This is a genomic window from Leptospira yanagawae serovar Saopaulo str. Sao Paulo = ATCC 700523, from assembly GCF_000332475.2.
In the GTDB taxonomy this organism is placed as follows: domain Bacteria; phylum Spirochaetota; class Leptospiria; order Leptospirales; family Leptospiraceae; genus Leptospira_A; species Leptospira_A yanagawae.
This window is the reverse complement of sequence record NZ_AOGX02000031.1, coordinates 1-13,068: the sequence shown is the minus strand read 5'-3', so window position 1 is coordinate 13,068 and position 13,068 is coordinate 1. Positions and strand designations below refer to the sequence as shown.

At 33.9% G+C, this 13,068-nt stretch carries 12 protein-coding genes and 1 pseudogene; 4 read left to right on the top strand and 9 right to left on the bottom strand.

The annotated features are described in order from the left end of the window. Complete coding sequence (locus tag LEP1GSC202_RS14825) at positions 1 to 789, top strand: SDR family NAD(P)-dependent oxidoreductase (RefSeq protein ID WP_015678562.1); 789 nt, start codon at positions 1 to 3, stop codon at positions 787 to 789. Beyond that, entirely contained in the window at positions 786 to 1,256 is a 471-nt protein-coding gene (locus LEP1GSC202_RS14820; RefSeq protein WP_015678590.1) for a DUF3291 domain-containing protein, read from the top strand. The genes LEP1GSC202_RS14825 and LEP1GSC202_RS14820 overlap by 4 nt, the downstream gene beginning before the upstream one ends. Before the next feature lie 35 nt (positions 1,257 to 1,291). Here the strand turns inward: LEP1GSC202_RS14820 and LEP1GSC202_RS20405 are convergent, their stop codons facing one another. The 9 genes and pseudogenes from LEP1GSC202_RS20405 to LEP1GSC202_RS14790 all read right to left on the bottom strand — a co-directional run bounded on the left by LEP1GSC202_RS20405 (position 1,292) and on the right by LEP1GSC202_RS14790 (position 11,534). After that, a complete protein-coding gene (locus LEP1GSC202_RS20405) occupies positions 1,292 to 2,254 on the bottom strand; it encodes a sensor histidine kinase (RefSeq protein ID WP_341830642.1) in 963 nt (320 codons plus the stop codon). Positions 2,255 to 2,410: 156 nt separating this feature from the next. After that, positions 2,411 to 3,070 (bottom strand): annotated as a pseudogene (locus tag LEP1GSC202_RS20400) (PAS domain-containing protein); the annotation flags it as partial. A gap of 12 nt (positions 3,071 to 3,082) precedes the next feature. Next, positions 3,083 to 3,754, bottom strand: coding sequence for a PAS domain-containing protein (locus LEP1GSC202_RS20260; RefSeq protein ID WP_279615305.1), 672 nt, complete (start codon positions 3,752 to 3,754; stop codon positions 3,083 to 3,085). 12 nt (positions 3,755 to 3,766) lie between these two features. Continuing rightward, positions 3,767 to 4,321: a PAS domain S-box protein gene (locus tag LEP1GSC202_RS20255; RefSeq protein WP_015678585.1), complete on the bottom strand. Its 555-nt coding sequence runs from the start codon at positions 4,319 to 4,321 to the stop codon at positions 3,767 to 3,769. A 169-nt stretch (positions 4,322 to 4,490) separates the two neighbouring features. Then, positions 4,491 to 5,624 (bottom strand): LA_3751/LA_3752 family putative glycosyltransferase, encoded by a 1,134-nt coding sequence (locus tag LEP1GSC202_RS14810; RefSeq protein WP_015678563.1) that lies wholly within the window; start codon positions 5,622 to 5,624, stop codon positions 4,491 to 4,493. 371 nt (positions 5,625 to 5,995) lie between these two features. Next, positions 5,996 to 7,771 (bottom strand): glycoside hydrolase family 15 protein, encoded by a 1,776-nt coding sequence (locus tag LEP1GSC202_RS14805; RefSeq protein WP_015678589.1) that lies wholly within the window; start codon positions 7,769 to 7,771, stop codon positions 5,996 to 5,998. Then, on the bottom strand, positions 7,761 to 9,947 hold the full coding sequence (locus tag LEP1GSC202_RS14800) for a bifunctional alpha,alpha-trehalose-phosphate synthase (UDP-forming)/trehalose-phosphatase (RefSeq protein ID WP_015678576.1): 2,187 nt from the start codon (positions 9,945 to 9,947) through the stop codon (positions 7,761 to 7,763). Before LEP1GSC202_RS14800 ends, LEP1GSC202_RS14805 begins: the two co-directional genes overlap by 11 nt. A 169-nt stretch (positions 9,948 to 10,116) precedes the next feature. Next, positions 10,117 to 11,202 carry a hypothetical protein gene (locus LEP1GSC202_RS14795; RefSeq protein ID WP_015678579.1) on the bottom strand — a complete coding sequence of 362 codons (1,086 nt, stop codon included), beginning with the start codon at positions 11,200 to 11,202 and terminating at the stop codon, positions 10,117 to 10,119. After that, a complete protein-coding gene (locus LEP1GSC202_RS14790; protein WP_015678573.1) occupies positions 11,184 to 11,534 on the bottom strand; it encodes a hypothetical protein in 351 nt (116 codons plus the stop codon). The genes LEP1GSC202_RS14795 and LEP1GSC202_RS14790 overlap by 19 nt, the downstream gene beginning before the upstream one ends. 244 nt (positions 11,535 to 11,778) lie before the next feature. On the opposite strand from LEP1GSC202_RS14790, the gene LEP1GSC202_RS14785 reads away from it, so the two are divergent. Continuing rightward, positions 11,779 to 12,057 carry a transposase gene (locus LEP1GSC202_RS14785; RefSeq protein WP_083929967.1) on the top strand — a complete coding sequence of 93 codons (279 nt, stop codon included), beginning with the start codon at positions 11,779 to 11,781 and terminating at the stop codon, positions 12,055 to 12,057. 17 nt (positions 12,058 to 12,074) lie between these two features. Beyond that, positions 12,075 to 12,938: an IS3 family transposase gene (locus LEP1GSC202_RS14780; RefSeq protein ID WP_015675849.1), complete on the top strand. Its 864-nt coding sequence runs from the start codon at positions 12,075 to 12,077 to the stop codon at positions 12,936 to 12,938. Positions 12,939 to 13,068 lie beyond the last annotated feature (130 nt).

The window sequence follows — 13,068 nt, the reverse complement described above, 5'->3', positions numbered from 1 at the left end:
ATGAATGGAATCAAAAGATATAAATTAAATGCGCTGATCACTGGTGCTAGTAGTGGAATTGGAAAAGATTTTGCATATGAGTTAGCAAAAAATGAATATTCATTAACTTTAGTCGCACGTGATTTAGGTAGATTGAATGAAATCAAACATGATCTTGAATCAAAGTATAAAATTAAAGTCAAAGTTGATTCAAAAGACCTAAGTAAAAATACAGAAACAAATGAATTGGTTAACGGATTGAAATCGGAAGATTATGGTTTAGTAGTCTTAGCCGCAGGTTATGGATCCGGTGGTAAATTCCATTCCTTAGATTTAGATACAGAATTGAATATGATTGATGTGAATTGCAGATCAGTTGTTCAAATTTGTCATGAGTTTATTCAAAATCGAAAAGATGAGAGTCCTCAAGGAATTGTTTTATTTGGATCTTTAGTTGGTTTCCAAGGAGTCCCTTGGACATCTACTTATGCGGCTACTAAAGCGTTTATCCAAAGTTTTGCGGAAGGATTATCTGGAGAATATAAAAATAAAGGAATCGATATAATCTCTGTAGCACCAGGTCCCGTTAAAACAAGTTTTGGTAATCGTGCAGGGATGGTGATGGGAAATGCACAATCACCAGATGGAATTGCTAAAGAAGTGCTCAAAAAATTAGGAAAAACTGTGACAGTTCGACCAGGTTTTTTATCCAAATTCCTTGGTTATTCTTTAATTACTTTACCAAGAAACTTAAGGACTTTTGTTTTAAAACAAATCATGGGACAAATGGTTTTTGGGAGCAAAGGATGAAAATTCGTTATTTAATCATGATTTCATTTTTAAATTGGTTTTCACATTGTACGATTGCAACTCCATTCCAAAAAAATATGAATCTAAATGATCCAACAATTTCGAATCATTCTTCCGTAGTCATTGCCATTACAGAAGTTGAAATTGAAGGTTCTCTTTCAATTCGATCTATTTTTTGGGACCGAGTATCGTCCGTTAGGTCTAAGTTACAGCAAAACGAAGGTTATTTAGGTGGAGCCATCCGTCGTGAAATTTTCGGAAATCGAGCATGGACAATGACTGTTTGGAAAAACGAATCAGCCTTAGATCAGTTTGTATATTCAATGGAACATGAAAGGGCAATGAAAGAAGGTGGTCCCGCTGTTAAAAAAAGTAAATTTTATCGTGGGTATAGAAAATGGAATGAGATACCTCTTTCTTGGAAAGTGGTGGAGACTTTACTTGCAGAAGAGGGAAGGTCCGAGTGACGTAAATGAATGAATTTGGAAATAAGTTATTTGATTTAGATCGGAAGTGAAACGGTAAAAATTTTATTGCCAGGTTTTGAAAAAACTTCAATTTTTCCATCATGTTTTTGGACGATTCGGCGAACAATATCTAATCCGAGTCCACTTCCTTCACCTAATTCTTTTGTGGTAAAAAAAGGTTCAAAGATCCGATCTTTAATCGCATCAGATATTCCAGTGCCAGTATCTTCGATTTGAATTTTTGCCCAATTTAAATTTGTAAAGGAATCTTTCTCCGTCTGAATGGAAATTGTTAACACTCCTTTGTATGACATTGCTTGTATCGCATTGAATATTAAATTTGTCCAAACTTGAATCAAATCATTGGGATAACAATCTATGTACAAATTTGAGTCTGGATATTCGCGAACTATTCTGATTCCATTTTTGATTTGGCTATTATATAAAATTAATACCGTTTCAATATTTGCAATTAAATCGGTATTGATTTTGTTTCCTTTTTTATCGAAATGTGAAAAGTTTTTTAATGCATAAAGAATCTTTGATACTCTTTGGATTGATTCCAAAATAGAATTCAAATTTCGGGAAGTATGAATGTATTGGATTCCATAATTAAAAAAATCCAAAAAATCTTCTTCATGGCAGAGGTGCTCAATGATGGAAAGTCCGTTTTGAACGCCAGAATCAACAACTTCTTCTGCAACAAACTCAGAATCTTTACAACCCAAACGTTCCAATTTTTCATTGATCAACTTTTTTTGTTTTCTTGCTTCAGAACCATGCAATTGGTTTCTTTTTTCAAAAGGCTCTGTCATCCATTTAAAAAACAATTTTCTCTTTTCTAGAGGTTTACTTGAGAGTAAGTGAATGATTTTTTCTTGATTTAGGATTTGGTTTTTGATATTTTCCAAGATGAGTTGGCTTGATGCTTTGATTGCACCCATTGGGTTATTAATTTCATGAGCAATACCTGCGATCAATTGTCCTAAGGATGCCATTTTTTCGTTTAGAATTAATTGTGATTGTGTTAATTTTAATTCTTCGATTGTCCTTTCTAGTTCCAACTTTTGGGAAATGATTAAATTATTTTTTTCCTGAATTTCTTTGAGTGCTTCCTTAATCGATTCGGCTTCGTTAATTAAAGTTAAATCGATAAATGATATGATGAACTTTCCTTCCTCTATTTCTTTTTTATTCACTTGAATAGGGATTAAGGTTCCGTCTTTTTTGATTCCCTCCAATGAGAAAATTTTTTCTTTATTATCAATTCCATTCCACAATGGATCGGCAATAATTTCTTTTACGGATAAATGGTGTATAAAATCGTAACCGAATAATTTTTTGAACGCAAGATTGGCATCTAATATTAAATCACCATCCGTTATGATAATGGCTTCACTTGCAAAATTGTAAAAATTACGGAAACGTTCTTCCTTACTTTGTAATTTTAATTCGAATTCGTATTTTGCAGATACGTTTTCTAGAACTCCTACTTGTCTATTTGAACCAGAAATATCATTGCTGATAAAAGTTCCTCTGTCTTCAATCGGTATGTATGAGTTATCTTTTTTTCGAAGGCGATAAAAAGCATGGTAAGGACTTCGAGTTCCAATAGCATCTGCCAGTAATTCTTTTGTAAACATTCTATCGTCGGGGTGAATTAAGTTTAGCCAACCTTCAATATCTAAATGATTAAATTCTTCAATCTCATAACCTAATACAGATTTTATGGCACCATCCCATTCAATTTGATTGAGATTGATATCATAGTCGTAGATGATAAGGCCCGTTTGGTTTGCTACTTTGTGGAAACGAGCTTCATTCTCTTAAAGTGCTATTCTTTTTTTGCGAGAATCATCGATATCCTCAATGCTACCAATGATAACGATTCCGTTTGTTTTTGATTGTATTGCTTTCCCTTGCACTCTTACCCAAAAATTTGGAAAACTCAAAATTTCTAATTCTAAATCAAATGGGGTCTGTTCTTTTTCTGCTTTGACTAAAGAATCCACAAACTTTTCTTTGCAACCATTTGCAAAATAAGCAATTAAGGATTGAATACTTGGTTTAAAATAGTTTGGTTCGACTTTTAATAAGTAATAAAGGTCTGGTGTCCAAAACATTTGGTTTGTTTCGATCGTCCATTCCCAGACTCCCGATTTTGAAATCCTTCGGATTTCTTCACTTAGTTCATTTTGCTTTTTTAATTGTAACTCAATCGATTTGGATGCTGTGATGTCTTGTGCAACACCTAACACCTCTGTTGGTATTCCATCAATATTAAATGAAAAATTCGTTTCCCAAACACGAAACCAATGGACATTGCCATTCTGATGGAAAACACGAAAGTCTAAAACATAAATTTCTGTATTTTTTTCTTCCATCATCTTTTTTGCATGTGCATCAATGAGATGAAGATCATCAGGGTGTAATATGTTTTTAATCAAGTAGTCATAAGTAAGTATGGGTTCAACTTCAAATCCCAAAAAACTTTCAATACTATTGTTTAACTATAAAAATTCGTCGGTTGCCAAGTCCTGGATATAAATGATTGCTGGTAATGTTTTGGTAACCTTTTCTAATAACTTTTCTTTTTGATTTAGTTTGTTTTGGAGTTCAATCAGTGTGTCTTTTTTTTGTAGGACACCTTTTGCAAAACCTTTCCTGTCTTTCCCGACGTAGTTATGGAGTTTCACTTCAAGAGAAATTTCTTCACCTTGTCGATTCAAGTGGATCCAATCAAAATTTACATTCCCGAATTTAAATCCATCTTCGATATATTTAACCGCTAATGTTTCTGAAGCTTGCCCATTTGCTTGGTATTTCGGACTGATATCAAAAACGGAAAGTTTTTGTAACTCATCCTTTGTGTATCCTAGGAGGGAAGTCAGTTTCACATTACAGTCGATGAAAAGTTGTGTCTCTAAATCTAGGATCACAACGGCATCCTCATCTTCTTCGAAAAAAGTTTTGTATGTATTCTCTTCCTTTTCTTTGAGAAGAGACTCTAGATATTTAATTTTTGCCTTTGCCTCCTCTAGAGTGATGTCATCGTTTGTTTCCATAGTCTACGGTTCATAAGTATTCCATGGAATGCCAAAGCTTCAACTTAAAAATTCTGGTGAACACATTTTAGACTCTTGATTTTGGCAGATTCCTTAGCAGGTGTGCATATATATCCATTCGAATTTGATTCATTTAAGATTGCCTTGTAGGAATCTATTTCCTCTTCGCTCATATTTGTTTCTTTTTAAAGTTGAGAAGTAAAAAATCAGGGTATTTGTTTTGTTTCAAATTATAATAAAAATAATGACTAAGGAAATCTCGTCTCACGCATAATACTTGTTTTTCTATTAAATCGAGGGTAAATCCTCCAGACAAAACTTCGCTCGTAGTCACAATCAAATTCGATTGAAAGTTTGATAATTCGGCTTTTAACTTTTTTAATTCTTTGCTTGAGAAAAAAAATACAATTAGAATGAAAATAGTACATAAAATGGTCCAAACCATCACAGAATAGTATTTCAGTTTTTCGTTTTGTATATCTGAGAAAACCTCGGTTAAAATAAAAGTGAATGGAAAAACCATGATAGCAAGATAACGTCCGTTTAACGTTAATCCATCGTTGGGAGATGTGATCCCAACAAGAACTAAAAATATAATAGTGGTTAGTAGATGGAATAGTAGTGTGGGTTTGTTTTTAAAATCAATTTTATTAATTTTTAGAATTGTGATTAAATAAATTGGACTTTGAAGGAAAAAACCTAAAGTCCAAATTTCTTTTTTGGGAAAAGTGAAAATGATTGATAAAAAAATTTGAAATTGATCAAGGATGGTTTTTTCAAATCTTCCGAAGTTCGTTAAATGCCTTGTCCCAAGAGGATCTGTATAACTGAAGGAATTCCATAATAAAAAAGAAAACAGTAACAGCGCAAAGATAGTATAACGGATTGGATGAAGGATTTTCCAAACTGATTTCTTATTGATGACAACTTCAATATAAAAAATTGTAACTTGGACTGCTGCAAATAAAAGGATCCCCTCTAATCGCAACCAAATCGACAATCCAATGAACATGTTTCCGAAGATCCAATCTTTGGTTTGGTTTGATTCAAAGGCTTTGAACAGAAAGTAATACCCGTAAGCTGATAAAAGTATAAATAAACCATTCTCGGAAAAATCAATCAAAAGAGGGAAAATCACAGTACCTAAAATGGCAAATAGGATTACCGAAAGTTTGAATTTGTTCTTTGACATCAGATGGATGAGAAGGGCCAAATAAATAAATTTTAAATAGGGAAGGTATTGGTGGTTGATGGTACCTAGTAAAGAATAAAGAAACGTAAACCCAATTGGGTATTGTCGCAATTAGGCGATCTTGATGTAGGAAAACAAAATTTTCATTTAATGGGCTCATCAAAAACAAAGGATCCATATCCTTTGTAGGAAAAATGATGCTTTCTGTTGTCCAGTTTTGGTTCCATAAGGAAACCACTTGGATCCATTTGATGAGAGGGTCAGAAATATAAAAAAGATCAACACGTATCAAAAGTTGTGTGATGAATAAAACGATGGAAATCGAAATGATTGAATAAAGGGAATGATTTTTCGTGGAAATCATAGCCAAATTCTGCATAGGTTTTCAACCTATCGATCAAAAATTAAATCCTTATTTTTGTTTTAAAAATTAGGATGGAGAAAGAATGAAACACTTTCAATTTTCGTTTGCAGAATTTTTTTTACCAAAAAAGACTTTTTGATTTCTTAACAGCGATTTTGTGGGCAGAATTTACAAGACCCACATGGCTATACGTCTGTGGAAAATTGCCCCATTGGTTTCCAGTAACTGATTCGATATCTTCACTAAATAAACCTAGATGATTTGCATGTTCGCAAACAAAGTCAAATAAATGGATCGCTTCATCAAGACGATCCATGCAAGCTAATGCTTCGATATACCAAAACGTACATACTAAAAATGTTGTTTCCGGTTTTCCAAAGTCGTCTTTATGAAGATAACGATAGATAAATCCTTCGTTTGTTTTTAATTGATTTTCGATTGCTTTGATATGTGATTTTGCTTTCTCTGAATGAGGATCCAAATAACCAAGAGTTATGAGTTGCAATAAACTAGCATCTAAATCTTTTTTTCCCTGGGCTTGTGTATAGCATCCAAGTTTATTGTCATAACATGATTCTATATTGAATTCAGCTTCTCGCATCAATCGTTCTGATTTTTCTAACAAATCTTGTTTTTCTAATTTTAATGCAATTTCTTTAGCTGTCTTAGCTCCAATCCAGTGGAATAAATACGTATAACAATGTTTTTGTGAAAAATTACGAAATTCCCAAAGACCTGCATCTGGTTCGTTCATTGTAAGTTCAATTTGATCCAAAAGTTTTTGGATTAGATTTAAATTATGGAATCGATTTTTCTCTGGTATTCTTTCATCTGAATAAAGTGGCAATAAAGATAAAAGAATTTGCCCATATGCATCGTTTTGTTTGTGTGTGTATGCAGAATTCCCAATTCGAACCGGTTGATTGCCTAGATATCCATCTAACGATAATATTTTTTCTTCAAGAAGGTGCTCTCCGAATATACTGTAGAGTGGTTGGTATCGTCCATCGTCTGTAGGTGTTAGATTGCCTATATATTGTGAATAATTTTCCAACTCTTCAAATTGACCAAGATTGGTTAAAGCTAACAAAGTATAAAATCCATCTCGTAACCAACAATATCGATAGTCCCAGTTTCTACCAGAGTTAGGTGATTCAGGTAAACTTGTGGTGGAGGCGGCAATAATGGCACCTGTTTCTTGGAATTGGTGAAGTTTCAAGCAAAGGGCAGAGCGGATTTGTTGTTTTTGAGCAAAGTTCGGAATGGTACAATGTTTTACCCAATTTTGCCAATATTGTTTTGTTTTACTTAGTTCATCTTCTACGAATTCTGAAATTGGGATTTCAATTTTATCGGATTCATGAAGTACTATATAAATTGTTTGGTTGAGATGAAATTCTTTAGATTTTAAAATTTGATTTACTGAAACATTCGATCTTACATGAAATTGAAATTCCGATGTTTCATATCGAATCTGTTTCGCAATGATTTTAGGAATTATTTTTGTTTCACCGTAATCATAAGTAGGATTTATTTCAATTTTGATTTTAACATTGCCAGAGAGAGGAACAATTTTGCGGTATAAATTTCTTTTGCAACATAAGTTTCCATTTTGATAGTATCGTGGAGTAAAATCGATGACAGCAAATGAACCTGATTCTGTGATGATTTCTGTTTTTAAAATATTGGTATTTTCCAAATATGATTGGTTATGGGATTGAATTTTTGCAATTGGAGAAATTTTGAAATTTCCACACCTATCGTCCATTAGTTTCCCAAAAATTGGAGAACTATCAAAGTTCGGCCAACATAACCACACGATATCAGAATCAGTATTGATATGTGCGATCAAACTACCGTTGCCAATAATTCCGGTATTGTATTTATGTTTCATATTTTAATTCCTTTGTTAGGTGGTTGATTAAGTGTTTGATCCAAATATGAACATCGTCAGTGTTTTGAAATCTATACTTCGCGATTGTCTCGGATTTTCCTATTTTTACCGTTATTGCCTTTTCAGGTAATTCGCGAAACATATCTTCATCAGTAGTATCATCTCCAAATACGAATGTTTCCAAGTCAATATCAGGAAGGATTTTAATCGCTGCCTTACCTTTTCCTGTTCCATATTCTCTGACTTCGATGATTTTATTTCCCCTTTGTACAAAAAATCCACTGTTAGATGATATTTGTGAAAGTTCATCTAACATCTCCCTTGCGGCATTTAGACCAATATCGGGGTCTGCATTTCGAAAATGCCAAACCAATGAAAACTCTTTTTCTTCTGTAAAAGAACCGGGTACACGTTTCGTAAATTCTTCTAAATGTGATTTGATTTCTTTTTTCCAATCTGTATTGGAATGGAATAGAGAATTCCATTCATTTTCGTTAGGTGATCGATGCCAAGCCCCGTGTTCTGCGACCAGATGTAAGGGTAAACCAGTGAAAATTGATTCTAAAAATTTTCGATCTCTACCACTGATGATCGCAATGGAAACATTAGGGAACTGTGATAGTTTTGTAATTGAATTCACAAGTTCTTTTGTAGGAATTGCTAAGTGAGGAAGGGGTTGAAATGGAACAAGTGTCCCATCATAATCAAATAAAATAAAAATTGGCTTCTTGGTTTTTGGAAGTAATACTTCGGCATTTGCAGCAATGGATTTTGTTTGAAAGTTTTGATTTCGTTTCGCAGTATCTTCTGTTTCGGTATATATTTTTTTTGCCCATTCCATTACTGAATTTTCTTTTAATCGAGAAACCATTACCTGATTTCGGATTCTAATCTCTGTTTCTTCCATTTCTATGGCTTCTTTGATAGCCATTGCCATACCATTTAAGTCATTGGGATTTACGAGGATTGCTTCAGGTAATTCAGCCGATGCCCCTGCCATTTCGCTTAACACCAACATTCCATTTTTTTGAGAAACCAAAAATTCTTTAGCTACTAAATTCATTCCATCTCGATAGGGTGTGACGAGCATGACATGTGTATTTTTGTATAATGGGACTAACTCTTCAAATGGAAATCCTTTGTATTGGTATAAGATAGGAGTCCAGTCTAAAGTTCCAAAACTTCCGTTGATCGCCCCCACCTTTTCATCGATCGCACGTTTCATGGATTGGTAGGAGGAAACATCGGTTCTGGATGGAACTAATACTAAAACTAACTTACAACATTTGATCCAATTTGGATTTTGTTTTAGAAATAATTCAAATGCGTTTAATCTTTGCAAAACTCCTTTCGTATAATCAAGTCGATCGACAGATAAAATTTGTTTTAAGCTTTTATGGTTGGTATTGATTTGATTTGCTATTGTATCACATTCAATGGAATTCGCATAACTAGAGAACTGTTCCACATTGATTCCCATAGGGAAAGCTGCGGTTTTTGTTAAATGATTTTGAAAATAGATAATCCCTCGTTCATTTTCAATTCCCAAACATCGCAATAGAGATCTTAAAAAATATTGTGTATAACTTTGCGTATGAAATCCGATAAGATCCGCGCCTAACATACCTTTTAGTATTTTACTGCGGAATCGTTCTGGTAACAAACGAAAGATTTCGAATGTGGGAAATGGGATATGTAAAAAAAATGAAAGCAGTAAGTTTGGAAATTCACTTCTTAATATCCCCGGAAGTAAAAATAGATGATAGTCATGCACCCAAACCCAATCACCAGGCCGATAGAGCTCTTTAACCGTTTTCGCAAATTCTTCATTTGCTTCTTCATAAGAATTGAAAGTTAAATCAGAAAATTCGCAATTTGAAGTGAAATAGTGGAATAAGGGCCAAATTGTTTTATTACAAAAGCCGTTGTAAAACGAATCAGCTAATTTTTGTTTGAGAAACACAGGAATAGTTCCATGTTCTTCCAACATCTTGTGTGCATAATGTTTTTGTTCTTTTTCTGGGATGGATTTGCCAGGCCAACCTACCCATAACACTTCATTTCCTAAAGATTTCCAGTGGGATAGAAAACTAGAAATGCCTGTTGCAAGTCCGCCAACATTGGGTGTTCCATCCCACTGAACTGGTAACCTGTTGGATACGAGTATCAGTCTCATGATTTCAATTCAATCAGATGAAATTATTATGGCAAGGGCTTTCTATAAAAAAATCCTGATTCGATTTCCCGATGATTGATTATATAAACTTATTAGACTATATTTAGATACATATGTTCTAAAAAAAGAGTTAAATGGTTGTGTGTTTAATTCTCGAATGTTTTAAATTTCATTTTGTTCCATTGCTCAATTCGTTTAACAATTCAAACGCCAAGAATTTTTTCGCATAATAGACCATTCGATCAAAATTGGCTGATCCACTATGAATTATATCTTTTGATTCTTTGGAATTGATTAATTTTAGCAATGACTCTTTGTATTTTTTGGTACAAATGTTGTTATCGTTTTTATTTTGGGAACAATCCGTTTTTTCCTTACAAATCGAATCCAATCCAAAATTGTCAATAGGGCATGACTTGTAAATTGAAAGATCCGGAGTTAGGCGGCAGTAACATCCGAAATTTGTTTTTTGGATTTCTCTTTTTAGGTTTGTTTGAAAAGAAGTATTGAAACTTTCGGAACTTTGGGTTTCGGATTTGGAAATCCTATTTTTGAATTCATGTATATAATTCGAATCTGTTGCACATTCGTATGGAAAGTCTAAACAATATGCAATCAAACGAGAATCGGATAGGGAAAGTAATTCTGATTTTGGTTTTGATTCCCAGATTTGGTAATTGGAAAATGGATCTCGGTGATCCGGTGCCGTTGAATATTTCGTATGGAATGATGCGTTTACGGGATCGGCTTTTTGTTTTTTCTTCAGGGTTTCGGAATCTGCGAGTTCGTATTCACGTACGAGCATGATTGGTAGTTCGATTGGATCATCCTTTCGCTTTTTATCTAAGTAAGTGGCCATTTTTTGTTTGGTGATGGAATCAAAGTATAATAAATATCCTGTGATGTGGTATTCGTTGCAATCGTATTTGGAAAAATATGGAATGAGACGAAGTTCCCAAAAATATTCATGGGATTGGTAGATGCGTAAGTCCTCGATGGCATCAAATAGTTCATTGCCTAAAATTTGTTTTCGGAAATGTCCATCTTCCCATATGGATACCAATTCTAACTGTGCGAATTTGTCTCTTTGTAGAATGTTGAGTGGATAACAAGTATTGACGATAAAGGGGAGCCGTTTTGTGTAAGGGAATTCTGATTTTGGAAGTTCAATTCGGCGTATAACTGTTTTGTTTGTGCAATGGAAACTTCCAAGAAAACAAATACCATAGAGAACAATTAGTAATATTCTATGCATATAAAACCTGAAGATTCGTAAACTGCGACTACTGTTCGTTCTTCGATCAGAGTAAAAGTTTTGTTTAAATCAGAATTCGTTGTTTCACAAATTCTTTTTTTCCTTTGATTGGAATTGATCGAGTTAGGTGGTTCGATGACAACCGTGCCCAGTTTGGTAATATGACCCCTAAAATAAGGATTCGTTTCAAAATTACCCGATTTGGGATCGTAGTACACCCGATCTTTTTCAATAGCGGATCTTAGATTGCGGAATCCATTCCAATTTGGACCAAAGATACAGGATTCAAAACAAAACAGAAATAAGGTGAAGTGGACTAACTTCATTGGCATACAATTTTAAGAGTAAATGAATTATTGGCAAGGAAATAATTTGGTGTTAGTTGCTAAAGCAAAAGCCCAAATTTGGAGAATGATGCGGTAGTTTACTTTATAGGAAGCTTGGAAAATATTTCAATCATTCCCTAGTTACAAGTAGCGATAAGAGAACCAGAATCAAAAGGATGAAAAGAATGGCTGGAGTTCCTAACGGATTATATACTCGACAATAGGCAACAAACGACTACAAGAGGTTGCCATGAAGCGTAGAAAACAATACACAACAGAGTTTAAGAGGGAATCGGTTCAATATTTAATATCAAGTGGGAAATCCCAGAATATGGTATGCCAAGAACTAGGACTCCCTAATGGGATACTAGGCAGATGGAAAAAGGAACTAGATCAAAATCAAACCGAGAATGGATCTCTGCAAGATGTTCGAGACAAGAGGATCCAGGAGCTTGAACGTGAAGTTCAAAATTTAAAACAGCAGAGGGATATTTTAAAAAAGGCAATGGGCATCACTTTAAGTCCTTAGAAGATAAATATCTATTTATGAAAGAACATAGGGAATCCTGTGGGTTTTCTATCAAAGTGATGTCCGAAGTATTAGATATTAAACACAAGGGATTTTATCCTTGGTTGAAAAAGTCGAAGTTGATTCGAAATCAAAAAAGTATAGAGATTTTATCTGAAATTCAAAGATTCCACAAGGGAGATTTGCTTTCTTATGGAAGTCCGAGAGTTCAGAAAGAACTAAAAGCAAGGGGAATCAAAGTCAGTTTACCTACTGTGGCTAAAATTATGCGGGAAAATGGGATAAAAGCCATTACAACAAGGAAATTCAAGCCTCCTGTGACGACAGATTCCAATCATGAAGAAACAATTAGTCCAAACTTGCTTGAACAAAACTTTGACGTTTCTACACCAAACACAGTGTATGTGACTGATATTACCTACATTCCCTATTTGTTTGGATTTCTATATCTATGTAAATTCAAAGATATATGCACAAAGAAGATTGTTGGATGGGCTGTTGACACTCATATGAAAACATCTCTCGTTATGAAAGCATTTGAAAATGCTATTGAGAATCAAAAACCAAGTAAAGGACTTATCATCCATTCCGATAGAGGAAGTCAGTATGCGAGTAGAGAATTTCGTGAACAACTAACATCAAAAGGATTTATTCAAAGCATGAGTAGAAAAGGAAATTGTTGGGACAATGCTCCTGCTGAATCTTTTTTTGCTACATTAAAAAGAGAGTTTACAAATCATAAGAACTTCCATTCCTTAGAACAGGCTCGAAGTTCTCTATTTGAGTATATCGAGGTTTTTTATAACAGAAAGCGTTTGCATTCTAAAATTGGATACAAAGCTCCTGTTACATTTGAAAATGAATTTCATGCCTATTCGTGAGTATATTTTTACTTAGGAACTTCAAACTTCAATTTTATCTTAATTCTAATTTCCTTACTAACTTCCAATAGTCATGTTAGAATTCCCATGCTTTGCAAATCTTCCAGATAGCATTTGGAATCTATTGTTT

What these genes read in the sequence shown, in the direction of transcription:
- LEP1GSC202_RS20255 (WP_015678585.1), bottom strand. Translation starts at nt 4,321, where the DNA reads ATGGAAACAAACGATGACATCACTCTAGAGGAGGCAAAGGCAAAAATT.
- LEP1GSC202_RS14800 (WP_015678576.1), bottom strand. Translation starts at nt 9,947, where the DNA reads ATGAGACTGATACTCGTATCCAACAGGTTACCAGTTCAGTGGGATGGA.
- LEP1GSC202_RS20405 (WP_341830642.1), bottom strand. Translation starts at nt 2,254, where the DNA reads ATGGCATCCTTAGGACAATTGATCGCAGGTATTGCTCATGAAATTAAT.
- LEP1GSC202_RS14790 (WP_015678573.1), bottom strand. Translation starts at nt 11,534, where the DNA reads ATGCCAATGAAGTTAGTCCACTTCACCTTATTTCTGTTTTGTTTTGAA.
- LEP1GSC202_RS14825 (WP_015678562.1), top strand. Translation starts at nt 1, where the DNA reads ATGAATGGAATCAAAAGATATAAATTAAATGCGCTGATCACTGGTGCT.
- LEP1GSC202_RS14805 (WP_015678589.1), bottom strand. Translation starts at nt 7,771, where the DNA reads ATGAAACATAAATACAATACCGGAATTATTGGCAACGGTAGTTTGATC.
- LEP1GSC202_RS14785 (WP_083929967.1), top strand. Translation starts at nt 11,779, where the DNA reads ATGAAGCGTAGAAAACAATACACAACAGAGTTTAAGAGGGAATCGGTT.
- LEP1GSC202_RS14780 (WP_015675849.1), top strand. Translation starts at nt 12,075, where the DNA reads ATGAAAGAACATAGGGAATCCTGTGGGTTTTCTATCAAAGTGATGTCC.
- LEP1GSC202_RS14795 (WP_015678579.1), bottom strand. Translation starts at nt 11,202, where the DNA reads ATGCATAGAATATTACTAATTGTTCTCTATGGTATTTGTTTTCTTGGA.
- LEP1GSC202_RS14820 (WP_015678590.1), top strand. Translation starts at nt 786, where the DNA reads ATGAAAATTCGTTATTTAATCATGATTTCATTTTTAAATTGGTTTTCA.